The following is a 24,140-nucleotide window of genomic DNA, read 5'->3' on the forward strand; positions in this document are numbered from 1 at the left end:
CATGAAGACAGAGGTAACCATCCCTATCCTGCCTTGTAACTCTATTGATAAAATTCTTGAGTTTTATCAGGCTTTGGGTTTCGCGGTAACTTATCAGCAAAAAAAGCCCAATACCTATGCCGTTGTTAAATTGCGGGGTATCGAGCTTCACTTTTTTGTATTGAAAGCCCTCCAGCCAGAAAGGAATTACAGCACCTGTTATGTGTTGGTTCATAACATTGATGAGCTTTACGAATCATTTGTTTCAGGGCTGAGAAACCTCACTGGAAAACTTCCTGTCAAAGGGATTCCGCGTATTAATCCTTTGAAAGACATGCCCTCCTACGGCGTCAGGCAATTCATTGTTATTGACCCCGCCGGAAACTACATCCGGATCGGGCAACCGATCGAAAAAACAGACGACCCGAATTTCAGGGAAAACAACCCGGACAACAGGGCAGCCAATGTATCAGCCCTGGCCAAAGCCCACGACCTGGCTACCCGCCTGGCCGATGGTAAAGGCGACCACGCAGCCGCCGCCAGGGTATTAGACAAAGCTATGGAAACAGAAGAAAATTTCGAAAATATTGATTTGCTCAGGATACTCATTTTAAGACTGGATATGGCGATCAGGCTCGAAGAGCAGGATAAAGCTTCATTATTACTTAATTCAACAAACCAGCTTATCAAACAAATTGATGCAGCAAGCATCGCCGAGGAACTGAGGCTTCTTGAGGCATTGAAAACACTACTATGATTTCCAAGAATTTTAGCATTTTACTTTTTCTGAGGACTAAAATTTCGGAATTCTACAAAAAGCGAATATAATTGCACATATTTACGAGGGAGGCATGGATGCCTCCCTCGTAAAATAAATGTACCTGCGTGCCTCGAGGCACGCAGAAAGCTAAATCACATGAACAACAAGACCCGCAAACGCTTCCGGCTTGCCGGATACGACTACTCCCAAAACGGAGCTTACTTCATTACGATTGTCACCAAAAACCGTATTCCCTTCTTCGGCGAAATACGCAACAAAGAAATGTTATTGTCGCACATCGGCGATTTTGTTGAACGCAATTTTTTAATCATTCAGGAAAAACTGGAGGCAATTAAGGTAGATGAATATGTCATTATGCCGGATCATCTGCATTTGATCATAAGCATCAATAAAACACAAGGAGGTTCGTGCCTCGAGGCACGAACCCGCCCCGATTCACACAGACCCGGAATAAGACCATTGCAAAAAGAATCGGTATCGTCATTTATTAATCATCTGAAAGGAAAAATAAAAAGATGGTGCAATGAGAACGGCTTCAAGGATTTCGAATGGCATACCAGGTTTCATGACAGGATCATCAGAGATGAGATATCCTATTTTTATATCACAAGATTATATCCAAAACAATATCAACAACTGGAGGAATGGGAGGTAAATTTCGTGCCTCAAGGCACGAAATTACCTAATATGCAAATCCGTCTTCAATTTGATGGTCTCATAGCCTTTGCCCCTTCTCTTGTTTTCGATAATATCAAGGAGGATTTCGGCGGCGGTCTGGCCTAATTCGAGGGCGGGCTGCACGATGGTGCTCAGAGGCGGCTCAAGCAAATGGGCCACGTTGAGATTGGTAAATCCAAAGAACATCACATCTTTAGGCAATTCTATGATTTTCTTTTTGTGTGCTTCATAACAATTGAGGGCAAGACGGTCGCTGGCGGTAAAAAAAGCATCCGGCTGATAGTTTTTAATCAGGGAATCGATGGCATTGAAGGCTTCTTCAGGAGAAAAATAACAAAACTTAATCAGTTCCTCCCTGATGGGCAGGCCATACTTTTCCAACGCCGCCTTATACCCGGCCAGACGCTCCTGGGTGATAGAGAGTACCGGCGGACTCGTAATATGGGCTATTGTTCTTTTGCCTTGCTGAATCATATATTCCGTAGCCCTGAACGCACCGTCAAAATTATCTGCCACCACCTTGTGAGCGTCGGTAATTTCGGGTACCCTATCAAAATATACTACCGGAAAATTGTTCTCCCTGTAATTCTCAATATGGTTAACGTCACGGGTTGATCCCGACAATGAAATCAGTAATCCGTCAACTTTACGGGCAAAAAGGTGCTGAACATTCACCATCTCCCGCTCATAAGATTCATGACTCTGAAAAATCACGACATGATACCCACGGTTATAGGCAATATTCTCTATTCCGTTAATGGCTTGTGAAAAGAAGTTGTTGGCAATTTCAGGTACAATCACGCCAATGGCCCGGCTCCGGTTTTCTTTCAGGCTCAGGGCGATGGGATTAGGCCTGTAATTCATTTTTTCTGCGTATTCCATCACCAGCTTCTTCGTCTCGGTATTGATCTCATAACTACCTCTAAGGGCTCTTGATACCGTAGATGTAGAAATATTCAGGGCCTTCGCTATGTCTTTTATGGTGATTGGTTCCACGCAAAATCTTGTTTAAATACAATTCTAACAGAACACTCAAATTGTGTTTAGTCTCATGTAAATATAGCTTATCCGGGGGTATATGTCAATAAATTGCTATTATTTCTTCGTTTTGAACCGAATGGCATCGTTCCCGACAACGATTGCATAAAATTTTACAAGAATTTGTTTGTTTTGTTATAGAATGAGGTTTAATCTTACAATAGATTATGGTTGAACCCACTAAGAATTATTTAAAGAAATTCATAGGAAAAATCATACTTTTAATCAGGTTAATTCGGTTAAATTCAAATCCCATCCTTAAATTTAGGATGGGAATTTTTTAAAACATAATATGACAGATTTCGGTTTAGGAAATAAAATTGCATTAGTTACAGGTTGTAATCGCGGAATAGGAAAAGCCATCGCCGAAGGGCTGGCAGAGGCAGGTGCCGACATCATCGGTGTTTCAGGTAGCCTTCCGGTACAGGGTTCAGAGGTTCAGAACGCAGTAGAAGCATCAGGAAGGAAATTCTGGGCCTACCAGGCCGACTTCGGAGACAGGGCTTCTATCTACGCATTTCTTGAAAAAGTGAAAAATGATCACCCGGTCGTCGACATACTGATCAACAATGCCGGGACCATACTCAGAACCCCTGCAGCCGAACACCCCGACGACATGTGGGACAAAGTCATTAACATCAACCTGGACGCCCAGTTCATCATTACCCGTGAAATCGGGAAACGAATGATTGAAAGAGGCTCAGGTAAAGTTATCTTTACGGCTTCATTGCTGACTTTCCAGGGAGGTATCAATGTGCCCGGCTATGCCGCCAGCAAAGGTGCGGTCGGCAGCCTGGTGAAGGCATTTGCCAACGAATGGGGATCCAAAGGCGTGAATGTCAACGCCATTGCCCCGGGATACATCGCCACGGACAATACCGAGGCCCTGAGAAACGACCCTGAGAGAAGCAAATCTATACTGGACAGGATCCCGGCGGGACGCTGGGGACAGCCTGAAGACTTTAAAGGCCCGGCGGTGTTTCTGGCTTCAAAAGCTTCTGATTATATCCACGGCACTATTCTGACCGTCGACGGCGGATGGATGGGCCGTTAATTTGATTACTCCATTCAAACCGGATTATATTTAACCTGAAAAAACAACAAAAAATGCAGAGCAGATACGAAAGCAGTCCACGCGAGGTGGAAAGAATGAATACCAAAGAGTTGAGAGAGAACTTCCTGGTGGAACAACTTTTCTGGGACGATTCGGTTGAGTTGGTTTACACCCACTACGAAAGGCTGATACTCGGTGGCGTCAAGCCCGTTAAAACGCAGGTGACCCTTCAGACTTACGACGACCTGAAAAGTGAGTACTTCCTTGAAAGAAGAGAAATAGGTATTATCAACGTCGGTGGCCCCGGTTCGGTAAAAGCTGACGGACAGGATTTTGCAGCAGAAAAATTAAGTTGTGTTTACCTGGGCAAAGGCACCAAAGAAGTAATATTTTCATCCGATTCGGCTGAGAATCCGGCCTTATTTTTTGTATTGTCAAGCCCGGCACACAAAGAATACCCCAACAGGGTTTTCACGAAAGAAGATGCTTCTCCGGTAACCCTCGGTTCCCCGGAAACGTCAAATCACAGGACGATTTATAAATACATCCACAAAGACGGCATCGACAGCTGTCAGCTCGTCATGGGCCTTACCGTCCTGAAATCAGGCAGCATCTGGAACACCATGCCTCCGCATGTACACGACAGGAGATCTGAAGTGTATTGTTACTTTGATGTACCTGAAAACCAGGGTGTCATGCACTTTATGGGCAAGCCTGACGAAACCCGCCACATGTGGATTCAGAACCACCAGGCGATCATTTCTCCACCATGGTCTATCCACTCCGGTGCCGGATCGGCCAATTATTCCTTTATCTGGGGTATGGGAGGTGAAAACAAAGACTTTACCGACATGGATTTTGTCAATCTGAACGAACTCAGATAACAATTCATTTCAAAAATATACGCTATTCCAATTCTAATCTGATCTCAAAAGGGCTGTAAGGATTTTCCTTATGGCCTCTTTTATGAAAATCCGGCTCATTTAACCTTGACAAACATGAAAAAATACCTGGTACTGACCCTTTTCACTGCTTTTCTGAACCTGGCCTTTCAACCAGCCAGACAAAGAATTTTCATGATCGGAGACTCGACCATGGCCAACAAAAATGCCATCGATGAACCCGAAACCGGTTGGGGGCAGGTTTTTCATCATTTGTTTACCGATGCCGTCGAAATCCAGAATCATGCGGTGAACGGGAGAAGCACGAGAAGTTTCAGAACCCTCGGGCATTGGAAAAAAGTACATGAGCAACTCCAGGCGGGTGATTACGTTTTTATCCAGTTCGGGCACAACGACCAGAAAACCACCGATACTTCAAGATATGCGGCTCCGCAAACGGACTACAAGGCTAACCTGGAGCGTTACATCAAAGAAACTCAGGCCAAAGGAGCTATTCCGGTTTTACTGACACCTGTCATGCGTCGTAAATTCAATGACAGCGGCAAATTTGCGGATCAGCACGGAGAGTATCCGCAGGTGGTGAAAGAAGTAGCCGCGAAATACAACCTGGCATTGATAGACCTCCACACCTCAAGCCGGAAAGTCATAGAACAACACGGAGTATCCGGCTCAAAGAAGATATTCATGCACTACCCCGGCGGTATATTTAAGAAATTCCCGGAGGGGGTTGAAGACAATACGCACTTTTCACCTTACGGAGCGAAGTTGATGGCCAACCTGGTGGCGGAAGAGCTTAATCAGCAAGGCAATCCATTGAAATACTTCCTCAAGAAGTCGGTTTATCCAGGTAAATATGAGTTTGAATTGCCCCTTACCTACCAACCCTATTTCAGAAAAGATACTTTTAATATTGTCAGGTACGGAGCAAAACCCGATGGCGTAACTTTAAATTCAAAAGCCATCAACCAGGCCATTGAGCAGGCCAACGTCGCAGGCGGCGGAACGGTATTGATTCCCAAAGGACTCTGGCTTACCGGACCTGTCTTATTAAAAAGCAATGTCAATCTCCATCTTGACAAAGGGGCCTTGCTGCAATTCAGCGACAACCGTGACGACTACCCGATTGTAGAAACGACCTGGGAAGGACAGAAAGCCTTGCGGTGTCAGGCTCCGGTCTGGGGTGTTAACCTGGAGAACGTGGGAATTACCGGCGAAGGCATCATGGACGGCTCGGGTGACGTCTGGAAATCTGTCAAAAGAAGTAAACTGACTGAAAGCCAGTGGAAAAAATATGTCAGCAGTGGCGGTGTGGTCAATGCCACCAACGACACCTGGTATCCTTCGGAACAATCAAGACTGGGCAACCAGGAAGCCAACTCCTGGGCCGTCAAATGGACAGAAGGCAAAACCATTGAAGATTACAAAACGGTCAGGGATTTTTTAAGACCCAACATGATCAGTCTGACGGGTTGTGAAAATGTGCTGATCGAAGGAATTACTTTCCAGAATTCACCTGCCTGGACTTTGCACCCTTTACTTTGCAAGCATGTTACGCTACGGAATGTTAACGTTAAAAATCCGTGGTATGGACAAAACAACGATGCCCTTGACCTGGAATCCTGCCGGAACGGATTGATGGAAGGCTGTACTTTCGATACAGGCGACGACGCCATCACCATCAAGTCGGGCAGGGATGAACAAGGCAGAAAAAGAGGTGTTCCGACAGAAAACTTCATCATCCGTAACTGTACCGTTTTTCACGGCCACGGTGGTTTCGTGATCGGATCTGAGATGTCAGGCGGGGTCAGGAATATGTTTGTCAACAATTGCAATTTCCTGGGCACGGACGTCGGTTTAAGATTCAAAACAGCCCGGGGAAGAGGCGGCGTGGTTGAGAAAATCTACATTTCAGATATCAACATGAACAACATTCCGGGTGAAGCCATTTTGTTTGACATGTATTATATGGCCAAAGATCCGGTGCCTTTGAATGGTGAACAAAACGACCTTCCGGAAATGAAAGCAGAAGCGGTGAACGAAGGCACGCCTCAATTCCGGGACTTTCATATCAGTAACGTGGTTTGTCACGGAGCTGAAACCGCCATACTTGTCAGAGGATTGCCGGAAATGAGCATTAAAAATATCAGCATCGAAAACTCTAACATCACCGCCAACAAAGGCCTGGTTTGTATTGAAGGGGAGAACATATCTCTGAAAAATGTGAATTTACTTACCCGAAACAGCAAAGTAATGCAAGTCCAGAACAGCAGGAACATTACGCTGGAACAGATCGGATACCAAGCCGGCAAAGAGGTGCTTCTGGAAATCAACGGCGAAAGATCTGAAAATATCAGCCTGACCAAAACCGACCTCAGGAATGTAAAGTCTAAGGTGGTTTTCAGTAATAAGGCAAGTAAGAAGTCTTTCCTGGATTCCCTTTAAACCTCTGCCAACGGAAAATCTGAGAAATCAGAGACATACTTTGAAAAGTCATAACCAGAACACTCTACTTTGTTGTCTGCAAAAGAAAAGTACAACTTCAGAAAGTCTTTGTGCTCTGATCCGACTTTGTCGTTTTGCCAGTGCTCAAGCAGATAGTCCTGCCTGGTAATAACCGGCTTTGTCCAGTGATTCCCACACCGGATGATAAAAACATAATGAACCAAAATACTGGAGATATTTTTTAGCTGGGTCAGGGGAATTTTGAATTGGCCGCTAAAGCTATTTTTCCTCACAGCTGCAGTAGCGGTTTTGACCTGGACTCTTCTTAATATGCCGTTATCATCCTGAACGACAAATATATCATCCCCTATATCCACTTCAGGGATGGCAACGTTCCATCCGCGAATAAGAAATTCAGACATGATATTAAGATGACCAGCCTTCCCAAGGTAAAGGTGGTAATTTCTTTTCAATCAGTTGTTTTGTATTTGTGGAGTAAACTTCCGGTTTGTGTGTCTATAAATAAAATTTCGTCTACTTTTTTATTAAACTCTTTTTGATTGTTCACCCCTAGTAAGGCAGGATAAATATAAGTCTCCAACCTTCTGTAATAAGCCTCAAAATCACTTTTGGTGTCGTAAGAAACAAAAATATTATTGGCCGGATGAGAATCAGGAAACCATTTCTTAATCAACTCCCTGATAGACGGAGCGATACTGAAAGTATAACCGTCTATCTGTTTGTTTACATTGATCTTAATCGCCTCCATTTCTATCCTTTTTTAACTATTACAAATATAAATAAATCTTCAACGGAAAATCAAACCCCGGAAGTATCTTTTAACGACAAGAAACAAATAAGAAACACTTTGTTACAACTGCAAACCCGCCTTCCTCCGGAATCCGAAAACATACTGTTCGTTGAAGATCAGGATAGAAAGGAAAATAATAGCATAACCCATCATCTGGAAGCTGTTGACAGGCTCATTGAAATAAAAGATAGCCAGCACGAAATTGATCAGGGGATTGATATACAACAATATCCCCATCATAGAAGAAGTAACACCCTGCAAAGCGTACAGGTTGAGATATAAAGGAATGATCGTAAAAGCAATGGCAATGATCAGGATCAGCCAGTAAAACATCGGCTCTGTCGGTAAATTACTGCTGAAAGCCGGGTAAAAAGGCAGTAAGACCAGGGCAGCAAAAATCAGCTGCACACTCAGGATCAGGAACTTGTCAATACCGGTGTTTTTACGTTGACTTACCAGGTATAAGGCATAGGATCCGGCAATGATCAGACTGTAAACGATGTCCCTGAGGCTGTTGAATGAAAGTAAAATACAACTGAAAGCACTCAGAGCCACAGCCACCCACTGCCATTTGCTCAGTTTTTCTTTCAGGATTAGATAAGCCAGCACAGTCGTCAGTATCGGACAAACCAGATAAGCGAAAGAAGCCGCTTTGATGCTGATGTGATTGAGAACATAGATAAATACAAACCAGTTGGCCGTCAGCAGTAATCCTCCACCAAGCGTCAGGTAAACAATCCGCCGCCTCTGTTTCGGCTCCATGGCCCTAAATACCGTCATATTCTCTTTTAAAACGGAGTATCTGAAGAAAATATTAATCACGACCATGATCACCGCACAGAAAAATATGCGGTAAAAAAGGATATCAAGCGAAGGATAATGGTGCAGGGGCTTAAGAGCAAGACTGAAAAATCCCCAGATCAGAAAAGCCGAAAGTGCAGCGATATAATATTTAGAAAGTTTCATCAGATACCGGCGTCGTTTCAAAAGTCAACGCATTTAAAACAAATGAGTTCCCCGAAAAAGCTCCTATCCGGACAAGCCTTCGTAATTTAATATTATTGTGATAATTTTCCTTGGGAAAGTACCGCAAAAATGAGTAAGTTGTATCCCGATTCAACCCTTATTCTTTTAAAGACTTAGTTTATGCCCCTTCTGATCACTATCGCAGGATTAATCGTGCTTATTCTGTTGATTTCCTATTTCAGACTACCCGCTTTTCTGGCTTTTCTCACTGTGGCATTCGGTATCGGACTTACCCTCGGCATGCAGCCTATGCCCATTGTCAAAGCCGTCGAAAAAGGGATCGGAGGCACATTCGGTTCTATCGTTTCTATCATTGCCCTGGGGGCTATGCTGGGTAAACTGGTGGCCCAGAGCGGAGCAGCTCAGAGAATAGCAACGACCATGATGGAGATTTTCGGAAGCGGTTATTTACGCTGGGCTTTTATGCTGACTGGTTTCATCGTCGGCCTTCCACTTTTTTACTCGGTGGGTTTTATGCTCCTGGCTCCGATTGTCATTACGGTAGCTTACCGTTCCAAACTTCCGGCTGTTTACCTCGGACTTCCCATGCTGGCTTCTCTTTCAGTGACCCAGGGCTATTTACCACCGCACCCTGCTCCGCTGGCGATTGTCAAACAGTTTGAGGTAGATATGGGCTTAACGCTTTTTTACGGCATCATTGTAGCGATTCCCGCTATCCTGGTTTCCGGGGCTTTGTTTGGTTCTACAGTAAAAAAATATCTTACTTTACCCAATAAAGCCTTCATAGCCCCTGAACTGAAAAGTGAAGAAATGCCCTCGAACTTTATCAGTTTTCTGACAGTTCTGGTACCCATCCTGCTGATCAGCTTATCTACGGTTTTCCTTCCTTATTTTGATACAGACTCAGTTGCCTACCAGGTTGTGTTTTTTATCGGAGACCCGGTGGTGAGTATGTTTATTTCGGTGTTATTCGCGATTTATGCCCTGGGGCTGAAACAGAAAAAAAACATGACCGAAATAGCTTCTCTCCTCTCCGACTCGATCAAGGAGGTGGCCTCCTTATTCCTTATTTTCGGAGGTGCGGGGGCTTTAAAGCAGGTATTGACAGACGGCGGCGTGAGCCAGTCCATTGCAGACATGATGCAACATTCCACGCTTGATCCGCTGATCCTGGGCTGGGGAATGGCAGCCATTATCCGTGTGGCAGTGGGTTCTTCCACGGTTTCGGGCATCACCACGGCCGGCTTTATGGCTCCGTTGCTGGCCTCAACGGGTACCGAGCCACATTTAATGGTATTATCTATCGGGGCAGGGAGTATGATGTTTTCCCATGTCAACGACGCCGGGTTCTGGCTTTTCAGGGAATATTTCCAGCTTTCGATGGCAGATACACTCAAAACCTGGTCGGTCATGGAAACGCTCGTGTCGGTTTCCGGTCTGGCTGGCGTACTCGCTCTGAACTGGGTCTTAGGATGAATTTAAATTAAACGATATATCATGAAAACCTTTGCTTTGACATTTACCTTACTGTCTTCAAGCCTGATGGGCGTAGCCCAGTTTAACCCTGAAAAACCTGATCTTTGCCAGAGAAATTTCTTTACCGAACCCCAGGCCAGAGAAGTGCATGCCGAATGGGCTAAATCATATACCAACAAAGCGGAATGGGAAAAGAGGGCAGATCTCATTAAAAAAGGCATACTGGATGGGGCTGAAATTAAGCATATCAAGCCCGGCCCTGCTCCGAAAGCTACGATTCACAGTAAAAAAACAATGGACGGCTACACTGTCGAAAACGTCTATTTTGAAAGTGCCCCGGGTATTTATGTGACCGGAAACCTGTACAAACCCACCCTGCTGAAAAGCAAGCAACCGGGCATTCTATGTCCTCACGGGCATGGCAACGACCCGAGGTTTGGCGAGGCCACCCAGCAGCGTTGTGCCACCCTGGCCAGGATGGGGGCCGTCGTTTTTGCCTGGGACATGATCGGCATGGGCGACTCCAAACAATGCGAACACAAAATCGAAAAAGGGCTTAAACTACAGATTATCAACAGCGTCAAGGCCCTTGATTTCCTGAGTGGTATGCTCGGGGTGGATAAAAACAACATTGCAGTGACGGGCGAGTCCGGTGGCGGAACGCAGACTTTCCTCTTGTCAGCTCTTGACAACAGGGTGAAAGTTTCTGTTCCGGTGGTGATGGTTTCAGGACATTTCTTTGGCGGCTGTACCTGCGAAAGCGGCATGGCGATTCACAAACGCCCGACCCATCAGACTTCCAATGTGGAAATTGCAGCCACTTTTGCTCCGAAACCGATGCTGCTGGTTTCAGACGGAGACGACTGGACCAAACATACGCCTGAATTCGAATATCCTCATATTCAGCGGATCTATTCTTTCTACAACGCTCCGAAAATGGTCGAAAATGTACATTTACCTGATGAAAAGCACGACTATGGCCCTTCTAAAAGACTGGCAGCCTATCATTTCCTGGCTAAACACCTGGGCCTTGATCTTGCGAAAGTTACCACTGACGGCAAAATTGACGAATCAGGAAACAAGGTCCTGAGCAGAAATGAACTAAGTGTTTTTAATGATCAATATCCTTTGCCGGCCAATGCCCTCAAAGGCGACGACAAAGTCAGTACCCTTATCAACCAACTGTAAATCATGAAATTCAAAATCCTCCTTTTGCTTTTGATGTCCGGTGCAGCCGTTGCACAGATCAATCCTGAAAATATCAACATCGTCAGGGATCAGTGGGGAGTGCCACATATTTTTGCCAAAACAGACCCGGAAGTAGCTTACGGACTGGCCTGGGCCCATGCAGAAGATGACTTCCAGACCATTCAGCTGACCATGCTCTCAGGCAAAGGGATGCTGGGGCAATTAAAAGGCAAAGACGGAGCAACGATAGATTATGTCGTGGCTTTACTGAAATGCAAAGAGGTCGTTGAACAACAATACGAGCAGCAGCTCTCTAAAGAATTCAAGGCTCTCATCAGCGGGTATGTGGCGGGGATTAACGCCTTTGCGGCCGGACATCCGGAAAAAGTATTACTCAAAAAATCATTTCCCCTGACGACCAAAGAATACATGACTGCGATCGTTTTGTCGCTATCGGTCATTTCAGGAGCCGATGACGTGCTGGGCAAAGTCCTGAAAGGTAATATCAAAACGCTTGATAATTTTAAAGCAGGAGGATCCAATGCTTTTGCCATTTCTGCTCAGAAAACCACGGATGGAAAAGCCTATCTGGCCATCAATTCGCATCAGCCGTTGGAGGGCCCGGTGGCCTGGTATGAGGCCCACCTTTGCAGCGAAGAAGGGTTGAATATTCTCGGAGGGCTTTTTCCCGGCGGGCCGGTGGTGTTTCACGGCGTCAACGAAAACCTGGGATGGGCACACACTGTCAACTACCAGGACAAAATAGATGTTTATCAGTTGCAGATCAATCCTGAGAACAAAAACCAGTATCGCTTTGACGACCGGTGGGAAGAACTGGAAGTGAGAAAAATACCGTTGAAAGTCAAACTGGGCATGATCAATATCACCGTCAGGAAAGAGGCCTTATGGAGTAAATACGGTGCCACCATGCGAACAGACAAAGGCACTTTCTCTATCCGTCTGGGTGCCAACCAGGACCTGAGAGGTGTGGAACAATGGTATAAGATGGACAAGGCCAGGAATTTCTCAGAGTTTTACAAAGCAATGGAAATGACTGCCATACCGGGATTCAACACCATTTATGCAGATAAAAACGACACGATATTTTATGTCAGCAACGGCAAAATCCCGAAAAGAGAGGCAGGTTATGACTGGAAAAACACCGTGCCGGGCAACACCTCCAAAACCCTCTGGACGGAATTTCACCCGCTGAAAGCCCTCCCTCAGTACGTAAGCCCTGCCAGCGGATACCTGGTCAATACCAATCACACACCCTTCAACGCGACAGGAAAAGCTGATAATCTGAAAGCCTCGGATTTTGACCCGACAATGGGTTATGAAACTTATGACAACAACCGGAGCATCAGGTTTCAGCAGTTGATTTCAGGCTATGATAAACTCAACTACGAAGATTTTAAAAAGATCAAGTATGATAATCAGTACCCCGACAGCCTCTATTTCCAGGTAAACCTTAATCCAATCTTTAATTTAAAAACAGACAAGCCCGAGATAAAAGGCATGCTGAGTACCTTACAAACCTGGGACAGGAAGGCCGATGCTGACAGTAAGGGAGCCGCAGTATTCCTGATGGTTTACAATTATTTCAAAACCAAAATGTTTAACGGAGAAATCAGCGAAGGACACCAGGCTACCCAGGCTGAAATGGAAGAAGCTTTGAAGCTGGCCCAAGAACACTTTCTTAAAAACTTCGGAAAAACGGACCCGGCCCTGGGAGAAATACAAAAGCTGGTAAGAGGCACGACCGAAAAACCTTCCTGGGGTTTACCGGACGTCTTGACGGCCATGCACGATCAGCCTTATAAAGACGGTAAATTCAAAGTCGTCGCCGGAGAATCTTACATCGAACTGGTCAGATTCCCGAAAAACGGGTTGCCGGAAATCGAATCGGTGATCAACTTCGGAGCTTCCTCCAACGCAGGAGATCCGCATTTCGCTGACCAGATGGATATGTTTCTCGAAAAGAAAACCAAAAAAATGAGTCTTGACAAAGCTGAAGTGATGAAAAATGCTGTTAAAACCTACCACCCCAAATAATCAACTTATGAAGCCCTGCAGATTTCTTATATTATGGATACTCGCCTTCCTGAGTGATGTATGTTTCGCTCAGAAGATGCAATGGAAGGAAGTTAACCCGGGCGTCTGGAAAGCCGTCATCGGAAAACCGGAAGCGTTTAACCTGATCAATGCATCGGGAGCGTCTCCTAACCAAAACGCATTGCAACAATTGGCCAGGTCAGGTTTTCCGTTTAAATCTGAGGAAGTTTCCGGCAAAATCTCAGATGCCAAAACCTATCTTTCTTTTCCACTAGACAGGGAAGAGCAGATTTATGGTTTCGGGCTCAATTTCCAGACGGTGCATCAGCGTGGCAGGATCATGCAATTACATGTGGATCATTTTGGTGGCAAAGATAATGGCCGCACCCACGCTCCTACACCTTTTTATGTTTCCTCCAAAGGCTATGGGGTGTTTATCAATTCAGCAAGGTACCTGGATGTATATGCCGGAACCGGCGTCAGAAAAGACAGTAAAAACCCACCCGTTGCCCAGGACAGGAACACCGACAAAACCTGGTCGGCAAGACCATACTCGGACGCTGTTGAGATCATGGTGCCTGCAGGAGGGGTTGAAGTCTACGTTTTTGAGGGTCCGACGCCTTTGGAAGCGATCAGGCGATTCAATTTATTCAACGGAGGCGGATGCCTGCCTCCACGTTGGGGTTTAGGCTTTACGCAAAGGGTCGAAAGGTTGTATAATGCCGAAGACGTCAAAAGAGAAGCCGGCGAATTTGAAGAAAAAGGCTTCCCTCTGGATTATATCGGACTGGAACCCGGCTGGCAAAGTAAATCATACCCCTGCACTTTCGAATGGGATCAGGGGCGTTTCCCTAACCCTAAACAACTGGTAAGCGACATGCTGGCCAAGGGAGTCCGGCTCAACCTCTGGCTTAATCCTTATGTATCGCCTTCTTCTTCTATCTATTCTTCGATCCTGCCTTACACCGGCTCCCATACGGTCTGGGTCGGGGCTGTGCCTGACCTCAACACTACGCAGGGACGAGGCATGTTATTTGGTAAATTCAAAAAAGAAGCCATTGATATCGGCATCAGCGGCTATAAAATAGATGAAGTGGACGGATACGATTCCTGGCTGTGGCCGGATGTGGCTACTTTCCCCTCGGGCATCAGTGCGGAACAGACCCGCCAGACTTACGGCCTCCAGATGCAGCGGTACACCACAGACATTTACCGTCAGAAAAACGAGCGTACCTACGGCCTCATCAGGGCCTCGAATGCAGGCGGGGTGAGTTATCCTTTTGTGATTTATAACGATTACTACAACCACGAAGATTTCATCACCGCCCTGATCAACAGCAGCTTTGCCGGGGTGCTGTGGACACCGGAAGTAAGGGCTTCAAAATCAGGTGAAGAATGGCTGAGAAGAATGCAGACCGTCGTATTTTCGCCCATGGCCATGATCAATGCCTGGTCGAGCGGCACCAAACCATGGAGTTACCCGGAAGTGACACCGCAGGTCAAGGAAATGGCAGAATTACGGATGCAGATGATGCCTTATTGGTACTCGGAATTCGCCAAATACCACTTTGAGGGTACGCCGCCGTTCAGGGCCATGAACCTGGAAGAGGGTTTTAAAACCGAAGCCCGCAAAGTAACCGAAAATACCAACCTGGAAGAAAACCCATACCTGGAAGCCGTGGCGAAAGAAGTCAAAGACCAGTACATGGCCGGAGAATACCTACTCGTGGCCCCGCTCTTTGCCGGGCAGCAAACCCGCAAGGTGATCCTGCCAAAAGGAAAATGGTACGATTTCTATACCGGGGCTTATGCCGGCAACGGCGAAATTATTACCGTCACGCCCGGACTGGACAAAATCCCGGTATTTGTGAAAGACGGGGGAATCATTCCGTTCATGCCTAAAAAACTGCATGCTCCGAAAGCGGGAGAGAAAACCGATATTGAGTTCCGGCACTATGGTGAGAAACCGGGCAGATACCGGCTTTATGATGACGACGGCGAAACCTTCAATTATGAAAAAGGAGAGTTCAGCTGGCGGGAAATCCGCATAGAAAAAAGCAAAGACGGAAGCATAAAAGGGTCGGTTTCTTCGCCTCAGCCCGGCAAACCGGATAATCTGGGAGCCATCACCTGGAAATCGATGACACGATGAAAAGAGCAGTGTTTTGTTTGCTGATGCTTTGGGCCAATGCCGGTATTGCCCAATCCAGGTTCTATGACGAGGCTATCAGCACATTGCGTGAACAGATCATGAAAGAGGCAGCCTGGGCCCTTGAACAAAAACCGCTGACCATCACAGCCTACCCTTCACCCAGGAGTGCCGGGGGCTTACATGATTTTTCATCTGAAGGCGACTACTGGTGGCCTGACCCGGCAAATCCTGACAGTGCCTACATTCAAAAAGACGGACAAACCAATCCGGATAATTTTACGGCTCACCGGCTGGTCATGATCCGCTTCAGTCAGATCATGGGAGCACTGGCTTCTGCCTATAAAATCACAGGGGATGACCGCTATGCCAGGGCCTGTATGTTACATGCCAACGCCTGGTTTGCAGACAAAACCACCCTGATGAACCCCAATCTTTTATACGCCCAGGCCATCAAAGGCCGGGCTACGGGGCGAGGCATCGGCATCATTGACACCATTCACCTGATGGAAGTGAGCCAGGCCTTAGCGGTTATTTCAGATTCTAAACAGATCAAAAGAAAAGACATTGAACTTCATAAAACCTGGTTTAAAAACTACCTCGGCTGGCTCACGACCCACCCGTACGGTATCCAGGAAATGAATGCCGCCAATAATCACGGCACCTGCTGGGTGATGCAGGTGGCCGCTTTTGCAAAGTTTACTGACGATAAAAAACTACAGGGATTTTGTTCCGACAGATTCAAAAACGTCCTTTTACCAAACCAGATGGCCGCAGACGGCAGTTTCCCCTTAGAACTAAAAAGGACGAAACCATTTGGGTACTCCATTTTCAACCTTGACGCGATGGCCACGATTGCCCGGATTTTGTCCACTCCGGAAGATGATCTTTTCAGTTACAGTACCCCCGACGGCAAATCGCTTAAGAAAGGCATACAATTTCTTATGCCCTATCTGAACGACAAAAGCCTCTGGCCTTATCTGAAAGATGTTATGTACTGGGATGAGTGGCCGGTTGCCCAGCCCTCGGTCCTTTTCGGAGCTGAAGCCTATGGTTTTTATCCCTGGTTTGCCAGCTGGAAAAACCAGGACCATCAGCCGGTTGAATCCGAAGTAATCCGCAATTTACCCATACGCCACCCTCTGCTGTGGATGAGCCGGAATGCCGTTGACAGATCTCTCAAAAATTAAAAAAATGCAACTTGACAAGCCTGACGAGGGCCTTGAGCCGGAGTCTGAAAAGTACAATTTCCTGAACATTCAGCTGTAAAAAAAGTAACTTCTGCCCGAAAACTTAAAATGGCATCGTTCCCGTTAACGTTTGCATAAATAATTCATCTGAAAATATTTATATTCCAATAATTAATTATTATAATTAAAGACTCATTCGGGAAGCAATACAAGATAACGGCTGCCGGTTTTATTGGATAAATACAATCGCAGAAATTTTAACAGGGAATAAACAAAACCATTAGATGAAAGTAGATACTTTGATTGATGACGCCGGCATACCATGGCAGGACCTGGGCGGCGGAATAAAAAGAAAAGTCATGGCTTATGATGACAAGATGATGATCGTCAAAGTAGCTTTTGAAACCGGCGGTATCGGTGCCCTGCACCACCACCCTCACACCCAGGCCAGCTACATCGCCAAAGGAAAATTCGAAATAGAAATCGGTGAAGAAAAAAAGATATTGTCGGAAGGTGACGTTTACTTTGTCCCCTCGGATATTGTCCACGGAGCCGTTTGTCTGGAAGAAGGCATTTTAATAGATGTTTTCAGCCCTCTCAGAGAAGATTTTATTTGATTCAACCCGGCAATTCAACGATAACAATGAAAAAAACAACCTTTCTCCTTATTTTACTCTGCCTTTTCAGCATTCAGCATGTTTCTGCCCAACAGCCTTATTCCATCAGGATGGCCGACTCATTTATGTCATGGTATAAAGACTCGATCGCTGTTAAGCCCGGCCGACCCGCAGGCTGGGACTACGAGCAGGGACTGATGCACCAGGCTCTTGAAAAAGTATTTTACAGAACTGCAGAACCGAAATATTTCGAATACATCCGCAAGGACATGGACCGCTATGTTCAGAAAGACGGCAGTATCAGGACTTATAAATATGATGAATTCAATATTGACAATATCCCTACCGGCAAAGCCCTGTTGATGCTTTATCAGCAAACCCAACCGGACAAGGAAAAATACAAACTGGCTGCCGATCAGCTTTGGAAACAATTGGAAAACCAGCCCCGTACCAAAGAAAAAGGCTACTGGCACAAGAAAAGATATCCTAACCAGATGTGGCTCGACGGTCTTTTTATGGCCGAGCCGTTCTCTGCCGAATACAGTAAAATATTCAATAAACCGGAACACTTCGACGACATCGCCAACCAGTTTGCCCTCATCGAAAAATATGCTGTGGATGAAAAAACCGGCCTGATCTATCATGCGTATGATGAAAGCAAGGAAATGCCATGGGCGGATAAGAAAACAGGCAGGTCTCCTCATTTCTGGAGCAGAGCCATCGGCTGGTATGCCATGGCATTGGTGGATGTGCTTGATTATTTTCCTGAAAATCACCCGGAAAGGGCCAATCTGATCAAATATCTTCAAAGGCTGGCCCCGGTACTGGTCAAATACCAGGACCCGAAATCCGGAACCTGGTTCCAGATGACCGCATTGAGTACCCGCAAAGGCAATTACCTGGAGGCCTCCGCTTCATGCATGTTTGTCTATTCACTGGCTAAAGGTGTCAGAATGGGTTATCTGAAACCTGAATTCCTGGCCGCTGCACAGAAAGGTTACGCAGGCATATTGAAAGAATTCGTTGAAGTCGAAAAAGACGGCACCATCAGCCTCAACAAAACCGTGAGCGTAGGCGGATTAGGTGGAACACCGTACCGTGACGGCAGTTATGAATACTACCTGAGCGAGCCCATCCGCAAAAACGACCTCAAAGGGGTTGGTCCATTCATTTTTGCGAGTGTGGAGATGGAAATCGCCGCTGAGAAAAAGGCTGTCAAATCTAAAAATATAGGTCTTGATTACTATTTCAACCGTGAATTCAGAAAAGACCTGAACGGTAAAACCGAACAATTCCACTATACCTGGGAAGATAAAATGCACTCAGGGTTCTGGTTATTGGGCAAAATGTTCAGGGATTTCGGCAGCAAAACCCTGGCTCTCAGGGAAGCTCCGACCAAAGCCAACCTGGCCGGACTGGATGCCTACATCATCGTAGACCCCGATACAAAAAAAGAAACAGAAAAGCCTAACTTTGTTGAACCGAAAGACATCGCGGTTATTTCTGAATGGGTTAAAAACGGCGGAACCCTGGTGATGATGGCCAATGATACGGCCAACTGCGAAATTCCTCATTTCAACCAGCTGGCTAAAGCATTTGGTATTGAGTTTACGAACAACAGCATCAATATGGTGGAAGGGGTGAAATTTGAACAGGGCAGGCTGAATATTCCGGCGGGTAATCCTCTTTTCAAAACCACCCAGACGGTCTATATTAAAGAACTGGTTACGCTTTCAGTAAAAGCTCCGGCTGTCCCGGTACTTAAAAAAGGCAATGACATCATCATCGCTACGGCCAATTATGGCAAAGGACGGGTGTTTGTGGTCGGCGATCCGTGGTTATATAATGAATACCTGGACGGCAGAAGAATCGGCCCGTCGTTTCAGAATTATGCAGCAGCAAGAGATATTATCAGGTGGATTTTGAAATAAGCAGGACAAAGCAGAAAGGAAAAAGGAGACAGGGAAACGCTGGCCTGACAGTTATGTTCAGATCGGGTGGGGAAAGAAGTAAGAAAAAAACAAAGGGAAATACAGAAAACATATGAAATTTATCAGAAAGGCATTACAGTTGATGATGCCCGCATTTATTTCACTAAGCACATTTGCACAGAAAACGCCGCTGAAGTTGTGGTATAAACAACCGGCCGGCAACACCTGGGAGGCAGCCCTGCCCATCGGCAACGGCTTTCTTGGAGGGATGATTTACGGCAACACCCGGCGTGAAATCATCAAACTCAATGAGGGAACAGTCTGGTCAGGAGGCCCTAACCGCAACGAAAACCCTTTGGCCAAAGCCTCTCTTCCGGAGATCAGGAAGCTGATTTTTGAAGGCAAAAACAAGGAAGCCCAGCAGCTGGCCTCCAAAACCATCCAGTCGCCAGGCATCAACGGGATGAAATTCCAGCCCGTGGGTGATCTCAATATTGATTTCGGGCATATGGATGCTACAGATTATAACCGTGAACTGGACATCGAAAAAGCCGTTCAGACCACTACCTATACATCAAACGGCGTCAGGTACAAAAGAGAAAGTTTCGCCTCGCTGACAGACAGGGTGATTGTCGTCAGGATCAGTGCCGACCGTCCGGGAAACGTTTCGTTGAATGCTTTTCTGAACAGTCTGCAAAAAACAACCCGGTCGGTTTCAGATAAATTACTGAAACTTTCAGGCATTACAGAAGAACACGAAGGCGTGAAAGGTCAGGTAAAATTTGAAACACTCGTGAGCGTCTTGCCTCAGGGTGGAACGGTTCAAAAAACCGACACGAGTATTCTGGTTAAAAATGCGACTTCAGTACAGTTCGTCATTTCAATAGCGACCAATTATAAAAACTATAAAGACATTTCGGGTGACCAGCAGGCACTGGCAGCTTCGTATCTCCAAAAAGCCCTAGTCTTTACGTATCCTGCTTTGTTAAAAAGACATACCGATAAATACAAATCATTGTTTGACAGGGTAAAACTGGAGCTGGGAGAAACAGCTGCAGCCCATCTGCCGACTGATGAGCGGATCAACAATTTTGCTAAAAACGGTGATCCTCACCTGGTAAACCTGTATTTCCAGTTTGGTCGTTACCTGCTCATTTCCAGCTCTCAACCCGGCGGACAACCCGCCAACCTGCAGGGCATCTGGAATGACAAAATGAGCCCGCCTTGGGACAGCAAATACACCATCAACATCAATACAGAGATGAATTACTGGCCGGCAGAAAACACCAATCTGAGTGAACTGCATGAGCCGCTGATCGCGATGGTCAAAGACCTGGCACAACCCGACAGAGGGCAGGAAACCGCCAAATTAATGTACGGAGCCGGAGGATGGGTAGCTCATCACAACACCGATTTGTGGAGAATAACCGGGCCTGTTGACCCGATCTATTACGCCATGTGGCCAATGGGCGGAGCCTGGCTCAGCCAGCATTTGTATCAGAAATACCTGTATTCAGGCAATAAAACTTACTTAAAAGAAGTCTACCCGGTGATCAGGGGAGCAGCACAGTTCTTTGCAGATTTTCTGGTGGAAGAACCAAGTCATGGCTGGCTGGTGGTTACGCCGGTGATGTCCCCTGAAAACTCACCTGTCAACCGCCCGAACGTTTCGATTGACGCGGGCACGACCATGGACAACCAGATTGTTTTTGAATTGTTCCACAGCACCATCAATGCAGCCGAAGCGTTAGGAATTGATAAGGAATTCAGCGAAAAACTGAAGGCCATGGCCAAAAAACTGCCCCCTATGCAGGTCGGAAAACACGGACAACTACAGGAATGGCTGGAAGACCTGGATAATCCGAAAGACAATCACCGTCACATTTCCCATTTGTACGGACTTTTTCCGGCCAACCAGATTTCTCCCTACAGAAATCCAGAGTTATTTTCTGCTGCCAGAACTACACTGGAACATCGCGGTGATGTTTCTACAGGCTGGTCAATGGGCTGGAAAGTCAACTGGTGGGCCAGGCTGCACGACGGCAACAGGGCTTATAAACTGATTACCAACCAGCTGTCACCCCTCGTTCCGAAAAGTGGTGGCGGTGGCACATACCCTAATTTATTTGATGCCCATCCTCCTTTCCAGATTGATGGAAACTTTGGATGCACGGCCGGTATAGCCGAGATGCTGGTTCAGAGTCACGACGGACTGATTGACATCCTCCCTGCCCTGCCGGACGCCTTACCCAACGGAAACATCAAAGGCCTCCGCACCCGCGGTGGTTTTGATATCGTCGAGCTGGAATGGAAAAAAGGGGAGATCAGCAAACTGGTCGTTAAGTCAAACCTGGGCGGTAACCTGAGGCTGAGGTCCGGAAATCAGCTGCTGTCAAAAAATGCGGTGCTGAAAAAGGCTGAGAAAACCAATGCAAACCCTTTATTTTACGTCGCAGAAGTTTCGACACCCATCATCAGAAACCCTGAGATGGTTCAGAAGTTGTCTCTGAAAGATAAATTTGAGTATGACCTGTCCACTCAGAAAGGACAAGTCATTACCCTCGTTAAAAAATAAATAAAACCAATTCAATCTAATACCTTAAAAAATGAAAACAAGAAAGTCGCTCTTTATTCTCTTACTTACCCTGATCAACACCACACTGTTTGCTCAGAAAACAGACGTTTTCAAGCCGGATTTTATCAAAGCCCGCATGGAGAAAGTCACCAAATGGCAGCTGGGCAATCCTAAACATCAGCTGACCGACTGGACCAATGGGGCGTTTTATACCGGTGTTTTCGCCGCTTATGAAACCACCAAAAAACAATGGATCCTGGACTCACTGATGGCCATGGGTGAAAGAACCCAGTGGAAACCGGGCAAAAGATTCGACCACGCTGATGACATTACCATCAGCCAGACTTACATAGACCTGTACAGGATCAAAAAAGACGAAAGAATGATCCGTCCTACCCTGGATACCCTAAAAAAAGTACAGACGACTCCAGGTAACGAAATAGCCCGTCACGGCATCAGCTGGTGGTGGTGCGACGCCCTTTTTATGGCCCCTCCTACTTTTGCCAAACTGGCCAAAGAAACCGGCGACAAGTCTTTGCTGGCCACCAGTGACAAGTTTTTCAAGGAATGTTATGACCTGCTTTATAATACCGAAGAACACCTTTTTGCCCGAGATGCGTCTTATCTTAAAGACAAAAACGGTAACATCAAACTGGAATCTAACGGCAAGAAAATCTTCTGGTCAAGAGGCAACGGCTGGGTAGTAGGCGGATTGGTGAAACTATTGAAAGAACTTCCGAAAGATCACCCTACCAGGGCGTTCTACCTGAATAACTACAAAGAAATGTGCAAGAAATTACTCGAGCTTCAGCAGGAAGACGGCTTGTGGCGTTCAAGTCTGCTTGATCCGGCAGCCTACCCGGGTGGCGAAGGCAGTGGCTCTGGATTTGACATCTATGCCATGGCCTGGGGAGTTAACAACGGTATCCTGGACAAGAAAACCTACCTGCCTGCCATCAAAAAAGGATGGGAAGGCTTAAATACCCTGGTGCAGGAAAACGGCAAAGTAGGTTGGGTACAACCAATCGGAGCTGACCCGAGAAGAAACTTTGACGCCGAAAGCTGGGAAGTATACGGGAGCGGAGCTTACCTGCTGGCAGGTTCTGAAGTTATTAAATTGAAGTAAGGAGGAGAATGGAATATGAAGAAAGGAGAAAGAAAAAACCTTTTTCCTTATTCTTCGTCCGGTATGACTACATGCATTTCCCTTTACCATTTTCCTTTGTCCATTTTCCTTTAACCGTTTTCCATTTTCCGTTGTCCATTAACACATGAAAAGTATCAGTCTGGCCGAACCCGGCAAATTTGAACAAAAGAACATCGAAGCACCCGGAGAACCGGGAGAAGATGAGGCTTTGATAAAAATCCACAAAATTGGCATTTGCGGCACAGATTACCATGCTTACAGAGGCAAACAGCCCTTCTTTTCTTACCCGAGGATTCTCGGACATGAACTGGGCGTGGAAGTGGTCGCGTTGGGAGCCCATGTGAAACATCTGAAAGTGGGCGACAAGTGCTCGGTAGAGCCGTATCTCAATTGTGGATCGTGCATGGCCTGCAAAAACGGCAAGTCCAATTGCTGTGAAAAAATGAGGGTGCTCGGCGTGCATGTAGACGGCGGAATGTCTGAATTCATCAAGGTCCCGGCCTCCAAACTGCACACTTCAGCCATCCTGAATTATGAAGAACTGGCCCTGGTCGAAACCCTGGGCATCGGTTGCCATGCGGTCAACAGGGCTGAGATCAAAACCGGACAAAAAGTACTGGTGATCGGAGCCGGGCCCATCGGGCTTTCGGTACTGGAATTTGCCATGATCAAAGGAGCTCAGACGACCATCATGGACCTGAATACGGACAGGCTGGCTTTCTGTAAAAAATACAATAAAGCCCACGAATTCATCCAGGCCGATGCCATTCCTGAAGGGCTCGAATCGGCTTTTGAAGTTGTTTTTGATGCCACCGGCAATCCCCATTCCATGAAAAATGCCTTTAAATATGTCGGACATGGAGGAAAACTGGTATTTGTCGGTTTATTCCAGGGTGATTATGCTTTCCCTGATCCGGAATTCCACCGGAAAGAGATGAGCATACTGGCTTCGAGAAACAGTCTCCCGGCCGATTTCACCTACATCATTGAACAGCTGGAACAAAAGAAAATAGATGTACAATCATGGATTTCGAGGGAGATCCCGTTTGAAGAAGTCATCACTGCATTTGACGGCTTGCTTACGGATCAGACCCTGGTAAAAGCAGTAATTACGGTATAGTATTTCAACCTTTAAACTTA

Annotated in this window: 19 protein-coding genes; 15 read left to right on the forward strand and 4 right to left on the reverse strand. The window is 46.3% G+C overall.

Annotation, left to right across the window (positions count from 1 at the left end; translation table 11 throughout):
* Nucleotide 1 precedes the first annotated feature (1 nt).
* Together GVN16_RS21610 and GVN16_RS21615 are read left to right on the forward strand one after the other, a co-directional pair.
* Nucleotides 2–736, forward strand: a complete 735-nt coding sequence (locus tag GVN16_RS21610) for a VOC family protein (protein ID WP_166566035.1) — start codon at nucleotides 2–4, stop codon at nucleotides 734–736.
* A 159-nt stretch (nucleotides 737–895) separates the two neighbouring features.
* Entirely contained in the window at nucleotides 896–1,543 is a 648-nt protein-coding gene (locus GVN16_RS21615; RefSeq protein WP_166566036.1) for a transposase, read from the forward strand.
* On the opposite strand, the gene GVN16_RS21620 is transcribed toward GVN16_RS21615, so the two are convergent.
* Nucleotides 1,439–2,434 carry a LacI family DNA-binding transcriptional regulator gene (locus tag GVN16_RS21620; RefSeq protein WP_166566037.1) on the reverse strand — a complete coding sequence of 332 codons (996 nt, stop codon included), beginning with the start codon at nucleotides 2,432–2,434 and terminating at the stop codon, nucleotides 1,439–1,441. The two genes, GVN16_RS21615 and GVN16_RS21620, sit on opposite strands and share 105 nt — an antisense overlap.
* Nucleotides 2,435–2,768: 334 nt before the next feature.
* Between GVN16_RS21620 and GVN16_RS21625 the strand changes: the two genes are divergently transcribed.
* From GVN16_RS21625 to GVN16_RS21635, 3 genes are all read left to right on the forward strand, one after another.
* Nucleotides 2,769–3,530 carry an SDR family oxidoreductase gene (locus GVN16_RS21625; protein WP_166566038.1) on the forward strand — a complete coding sequence of 254 codons (762 nt, stop codon included), beginning with the start codon at nucleotides 2,769–2,771 and terminating at the stop codon, nucleotides 3,528–3,530.
* Between the two features lie 53 nt (nucleotides 3,531–3,583).
* Nucleotides 3,584–4,414, forward strand: coding sequence for a 5-dehydro-4-deoxy-D-glucuronate isomerase (kduI, locus tag GVN16_RS21630; RefSeq protein WP_166566039.1), 831 nt, complete (start codon nucleotides 3,584–3,586; stop codon nucleotides 4,412–4,414).
* Between the two features lie 114 nt (nucleotides 4,415–4,528).
* A complete protein-coding gene (locus GVN16_RS21635) occupies nucleotides 4,529–6,874 on the forward strand; it encodes a glycosyl hydrolase family 28 protein (protein ID WP_166566040.1) in 2,346 nt (781 codons plus the stop codon).
* On the opposite strand, the gene GVN16_RS21640 is transcribed toward GVN16_RS21635, so the two are convergent.
* From GVN16_RS21640 to GVN16_RS21650, 3 genes are all read right to left on the reverse strand, one after another.
* Nucleotides 6,871–7,296 (reverse strand): hypothetical protein, encoded by a 426-nt coding sequence (locus GVN16_RS21640; RefSeq protein WP_166566041.1) that lies wholly within the window; start codon nucleotides 7,294–7,296, stop codon nucleotides 6,871–6,873. The two genes, GVN16_RS21635 and GVN16_RS21640, sit on opposite strands and share 4 nt — an antisense overlap.
* 47 nt (nucleotides 7,297–7,343) lie before the next feature.
* Nucleotides 7,344–7,643 (reverse strand): hypothetical protein, encoded by a 300-nt coding sequence (locus GVN16_RS21645; RefSeq protein ID WP_166566042.1) that lies wholly within the window; start codon nucleotides 7,641–7,643, stop codon nucleotides 7,344–7,346.
* Between the two features lie 102 nt (nucleotides 7,644–7,745).
* Nucleotides 7,746–8,651, reverse strand: a complete 906-nt coding sequence (locus GVN16_RS21650; protein ID WP_166566043.1) for an EamA family transporter — start codon at nucleotides 8,649–8,651, stop codon at nucleotides 7,746–7,748.
* A 180-nt stretch (nucleotides 8,652–8,831) separates the two neighbouring features.
* On the opposite strand from GVN16_RS21650, the gene GVN16_RS21655 reads away from it, so the two are divergent.
* From GVN16_RS21655 to GVN16_RS21700, 10 genes are all read left to right on the forward strand, one after another.
* Entirely contained in the window at nucleotides 8,832–10,148 is a 1,317-nt protein-coding gene (locus GVN16_RS21655) for a gluconate:H+ symporter (protein ID WP_166566044.1), read from the forward strand.
* A 21-nt stretch (nucleotides 10,149–10,169) separates the two neighbouring features.
* On the forward strand, nucleotides 10,170–11,336 hold the full coding sequence (locus GVN16_RS21660; RefSeq protein ID WP_166566045.1) for a S9 family peptidase: 1,167 nt from the start codon (nucleotides 10,170–10,172) through the stop codon (nucleotides 11,334–11,336).
* Nucleotides 11,337–11,339: 3 nt separating this feature from the next.
* On the forward strand, nucleotides 11,340–13,391 hold the full coding sequence (locus tag GVN16_RS21665) for a penicillin acylase family protein (protein WP_166566046.1): 2,052 nt from the start codon (nucleotides 11,340–11,342) through the stop codon (nucleotides 13,389–13,391).
* A 7-nt stretch (nucleotides 13,392–13,398) separates the two neighbouring features.
* On the forward strand, nucleotides 13,399–15,543 hold the full coding sequence (locus tag GVN16_RS21670; RefSeq protein WP_166566047.1) for a TIM-barrel domain-containing protein: 2,145 nt from the start codon (nucleotides 13,399–13,401) through the stop codon (nucleotides 15,541–15,543).
* The gene (locus GVN16_RS21675; RefSeq protein ID WP_166566048.1) at nucleotides 15,540–16,730 is read left to right on the forward strand and encodes an alginate lyase family protein; all 1,191 of its coding nucleotides are present in this window, start codon (nucleotides 15,540–15,542) and stop codon (nucleotides 16,728–16,730) included. The genes GVN16_RS21670 and GVN16_RS21675 overlap by 4 nt, the downstream gene beginning before the upstream one ends.
* A gap of 284 nt (nucleotides 16,731–17,014) precedes the next feature.
* A complete protein-coding gene (locus GVN16_RS21680) occupies nucleotides 17,015–17,347 on the forward strand; it encodes a cupin domain-containing protein (protein WP_166566049.1) in 333 nt (110 codons plus the stop codon).
* A 26-nt stretch (nucleotides 17,348–17,373) separates the two neighbouring features.
* Nucleotides 17,374–19,278, forward strand: coding sequence for a glycoside hydrolase family 88 protein (locus GVN16_RS21685; RefSeq protein ID WP_166566050.1), 1,905 nt, complete (start codon nucleotides 17,374–17,376; stop codon nucleotides 19,276–19,278).
* A 112-nt stretch (nucleotides 19,279–19,390) separates the two neighbouring features.
* Nucleotides 19,391–21,853, forward strand: a complete 2,463-nt coding sequence (locus GVN16_RS21690) for a glycosyl hydrolase family 95 catalytic domain-containing protein (protein WP_166566051.1) — start codon at nucleotides 19,391–19,393, stop codon at nucleotides 21,851–21,853.
* A 31-nt stretch (nucleotides 21,854–21,884) separates the two neighbouring features.
* Nucleotides 21,885–22,979, forward strand: coding sequence for a glycoside hydrolase family 105 protein (locus GVN16_RS21695; RefSeq protein WP_205748941.1), 1,095 nt, complete (start codon nucleotides 21,885–21,887; stop codon nucleotides 22,977–22,979).
* A gap of 145 nt (nucleotides 22,980–23,124) precedes the next feature.
* Nucleotides 23,125–24,120 carry a zinc-binding alcohol dehydrogenase family protein gene (locus GVN16_RS21700; protein ID WP_166566052.1) on the forward strand — a complete coding sequence of 332 codons (996 nt, stop codon included), beginning with the start codon at nucleotides 23,125–23,127 and terminating at the stop codon, nucleotides 24,118–24,120.
* Nucleotides 24,121–24,140: the final 20 nt, after the last annotated feature.

The organism is Emticicia sp. CRIBPO, from assembly GCF_009905725.1.
Taxonomy (GTDB): domain Bacteria; phylum Bacteroidota; class Bacteroidia; order Cytophagales; family Spirosomataceae; genus Leadbetterella.

Excerpts from the sequence above, each read along its gene's own strand:
- GVN16_RS21610 (WP_166566035.1), top strand. The coding sequence starts at position 2 with ATGAAGACAGAGGTAACCATCCCTATCCTGCCTTGTAACTCTATTGAT.
- GVN16_RS21615 (WP_166566036.1), top strand. The coding sequence starts at position 896 with ATGAACAACAAGACCCGCAAACGCTTCCGGCTTGCCGGATACGACTAC.
- GVN16_RS21625 (WP_166566038.1), top strand. The coding sequence starts at position 2,769 with ATGACAGATTTCGGTTTAGGAAATAAAATTGCATTAGTTACAGGTTGT.
- kduI (WP_166566039.1), top strand. The coding sequence starts at position 3,584 with ATGCAGAGCAGATACGAAAGCAGTCCACGCGAGGTGGAAAGAATGAAT.
- GVN16_RS21635 (WP_166566040.1), top strand. The coding sequence starts at position 4,529 with ATGAAAAAATACCTGGTACTGACCCTTTTCACTGCTTTTCTGAACCTG.
- GVN16_RS21640 (WP_166566041.1), bottom strand. The coding sequence starts at position 7,296 with ATGTCTGAATTTCTTATTCGCGGATGGAACGTTGCCATCCCTGAAGTG.
- GVN16_RS21645 (WP_166566042.1), bottom strand. The coding sequence starts at position 7,643 with ATGGAGGCGATTAAGATCAATGTAAACAAACAGATAGACGGTTATACT.
- GVN16_RS21650 (WP_166566043.1), bottom strand. The coding sequence starts at position 8,651 with ATGAAACTTTCTAAATATTATATCGCTGCACTTTCGGCTTTTCTGATC.
- GVN16_RS21655 (WP_166566044.1), top strand. The coding sequence starts at position 8,832 with ATGCCCCTTCTGATCACTATCGCAGGATTAATCGTGCTTATTCTGTTG.
- GVN16_RS21660 (WP_166566045.1), top strand. The coding sequence starts at position 10,170 with ATGAAAACCTTTGCTTTGACATTTACCTTACTGTCTTCAAGCCTGATG.
- GVN16_RS21665 (WP_166566046.1), top strand. The coding sequence starts at position 11,340 with ATGAAATTCAAAATCCTCCTTTTGCTTTTGATGTCCGGTGCAGCCGTT.
- GVN16_RS21670 (WP_166566047.1), top strand. The coding sequence starts at position 13,399 with ATGAAGCCCTGCAGATTTCTTATATTATGGATACTCGCCTTCCTGAGT.
- GVN16_RS21675 (WP_166566048.1), top strand. The coding sequence starts at position 15,540 with ATGAAAAGAGCAGTGTTTTGTTTGCTGATGCTTTGGGCCAATGCCGGT.
- GVN16_RS21680 (WP_166566049.1), top strand. The coding sequence starts at position 17,015 with ATGAAAGTAGATACTTTGATTGATGACGCCGGCATACCATGGCAGGAC.
- GVN16_RS21685 (WP_166566050.1), top strand. The coding sequence starts at position 17,374 with ATGAAAAAAACAACCTTTCTCCTTATTTTACTCTGCCTTTTCAGCATT.
- GVN16_RS21690 (WP_166566051.1), top strand. The coding sequence starts at position 19,391 with ATGAAATTTATCAGAAAGGCATTACAGTTGATGATGCCCGCATTTATT.
- GVN16_RS21695 (WP_205748941.1), top strand. The coding sequence starts at position 21,885 with ATGAAAACAAGAAAGTCGCTCTTTATTCTCTTACTTACCCTGATCAAC.
- GVN16_RS21700 (WP_166566052.1), top strand. The coding sequence starts at position 23,125 with ATGAAAAGTATCAGTCTGGCCGAACCCGGCAAATTTGAACAAAAGAAC.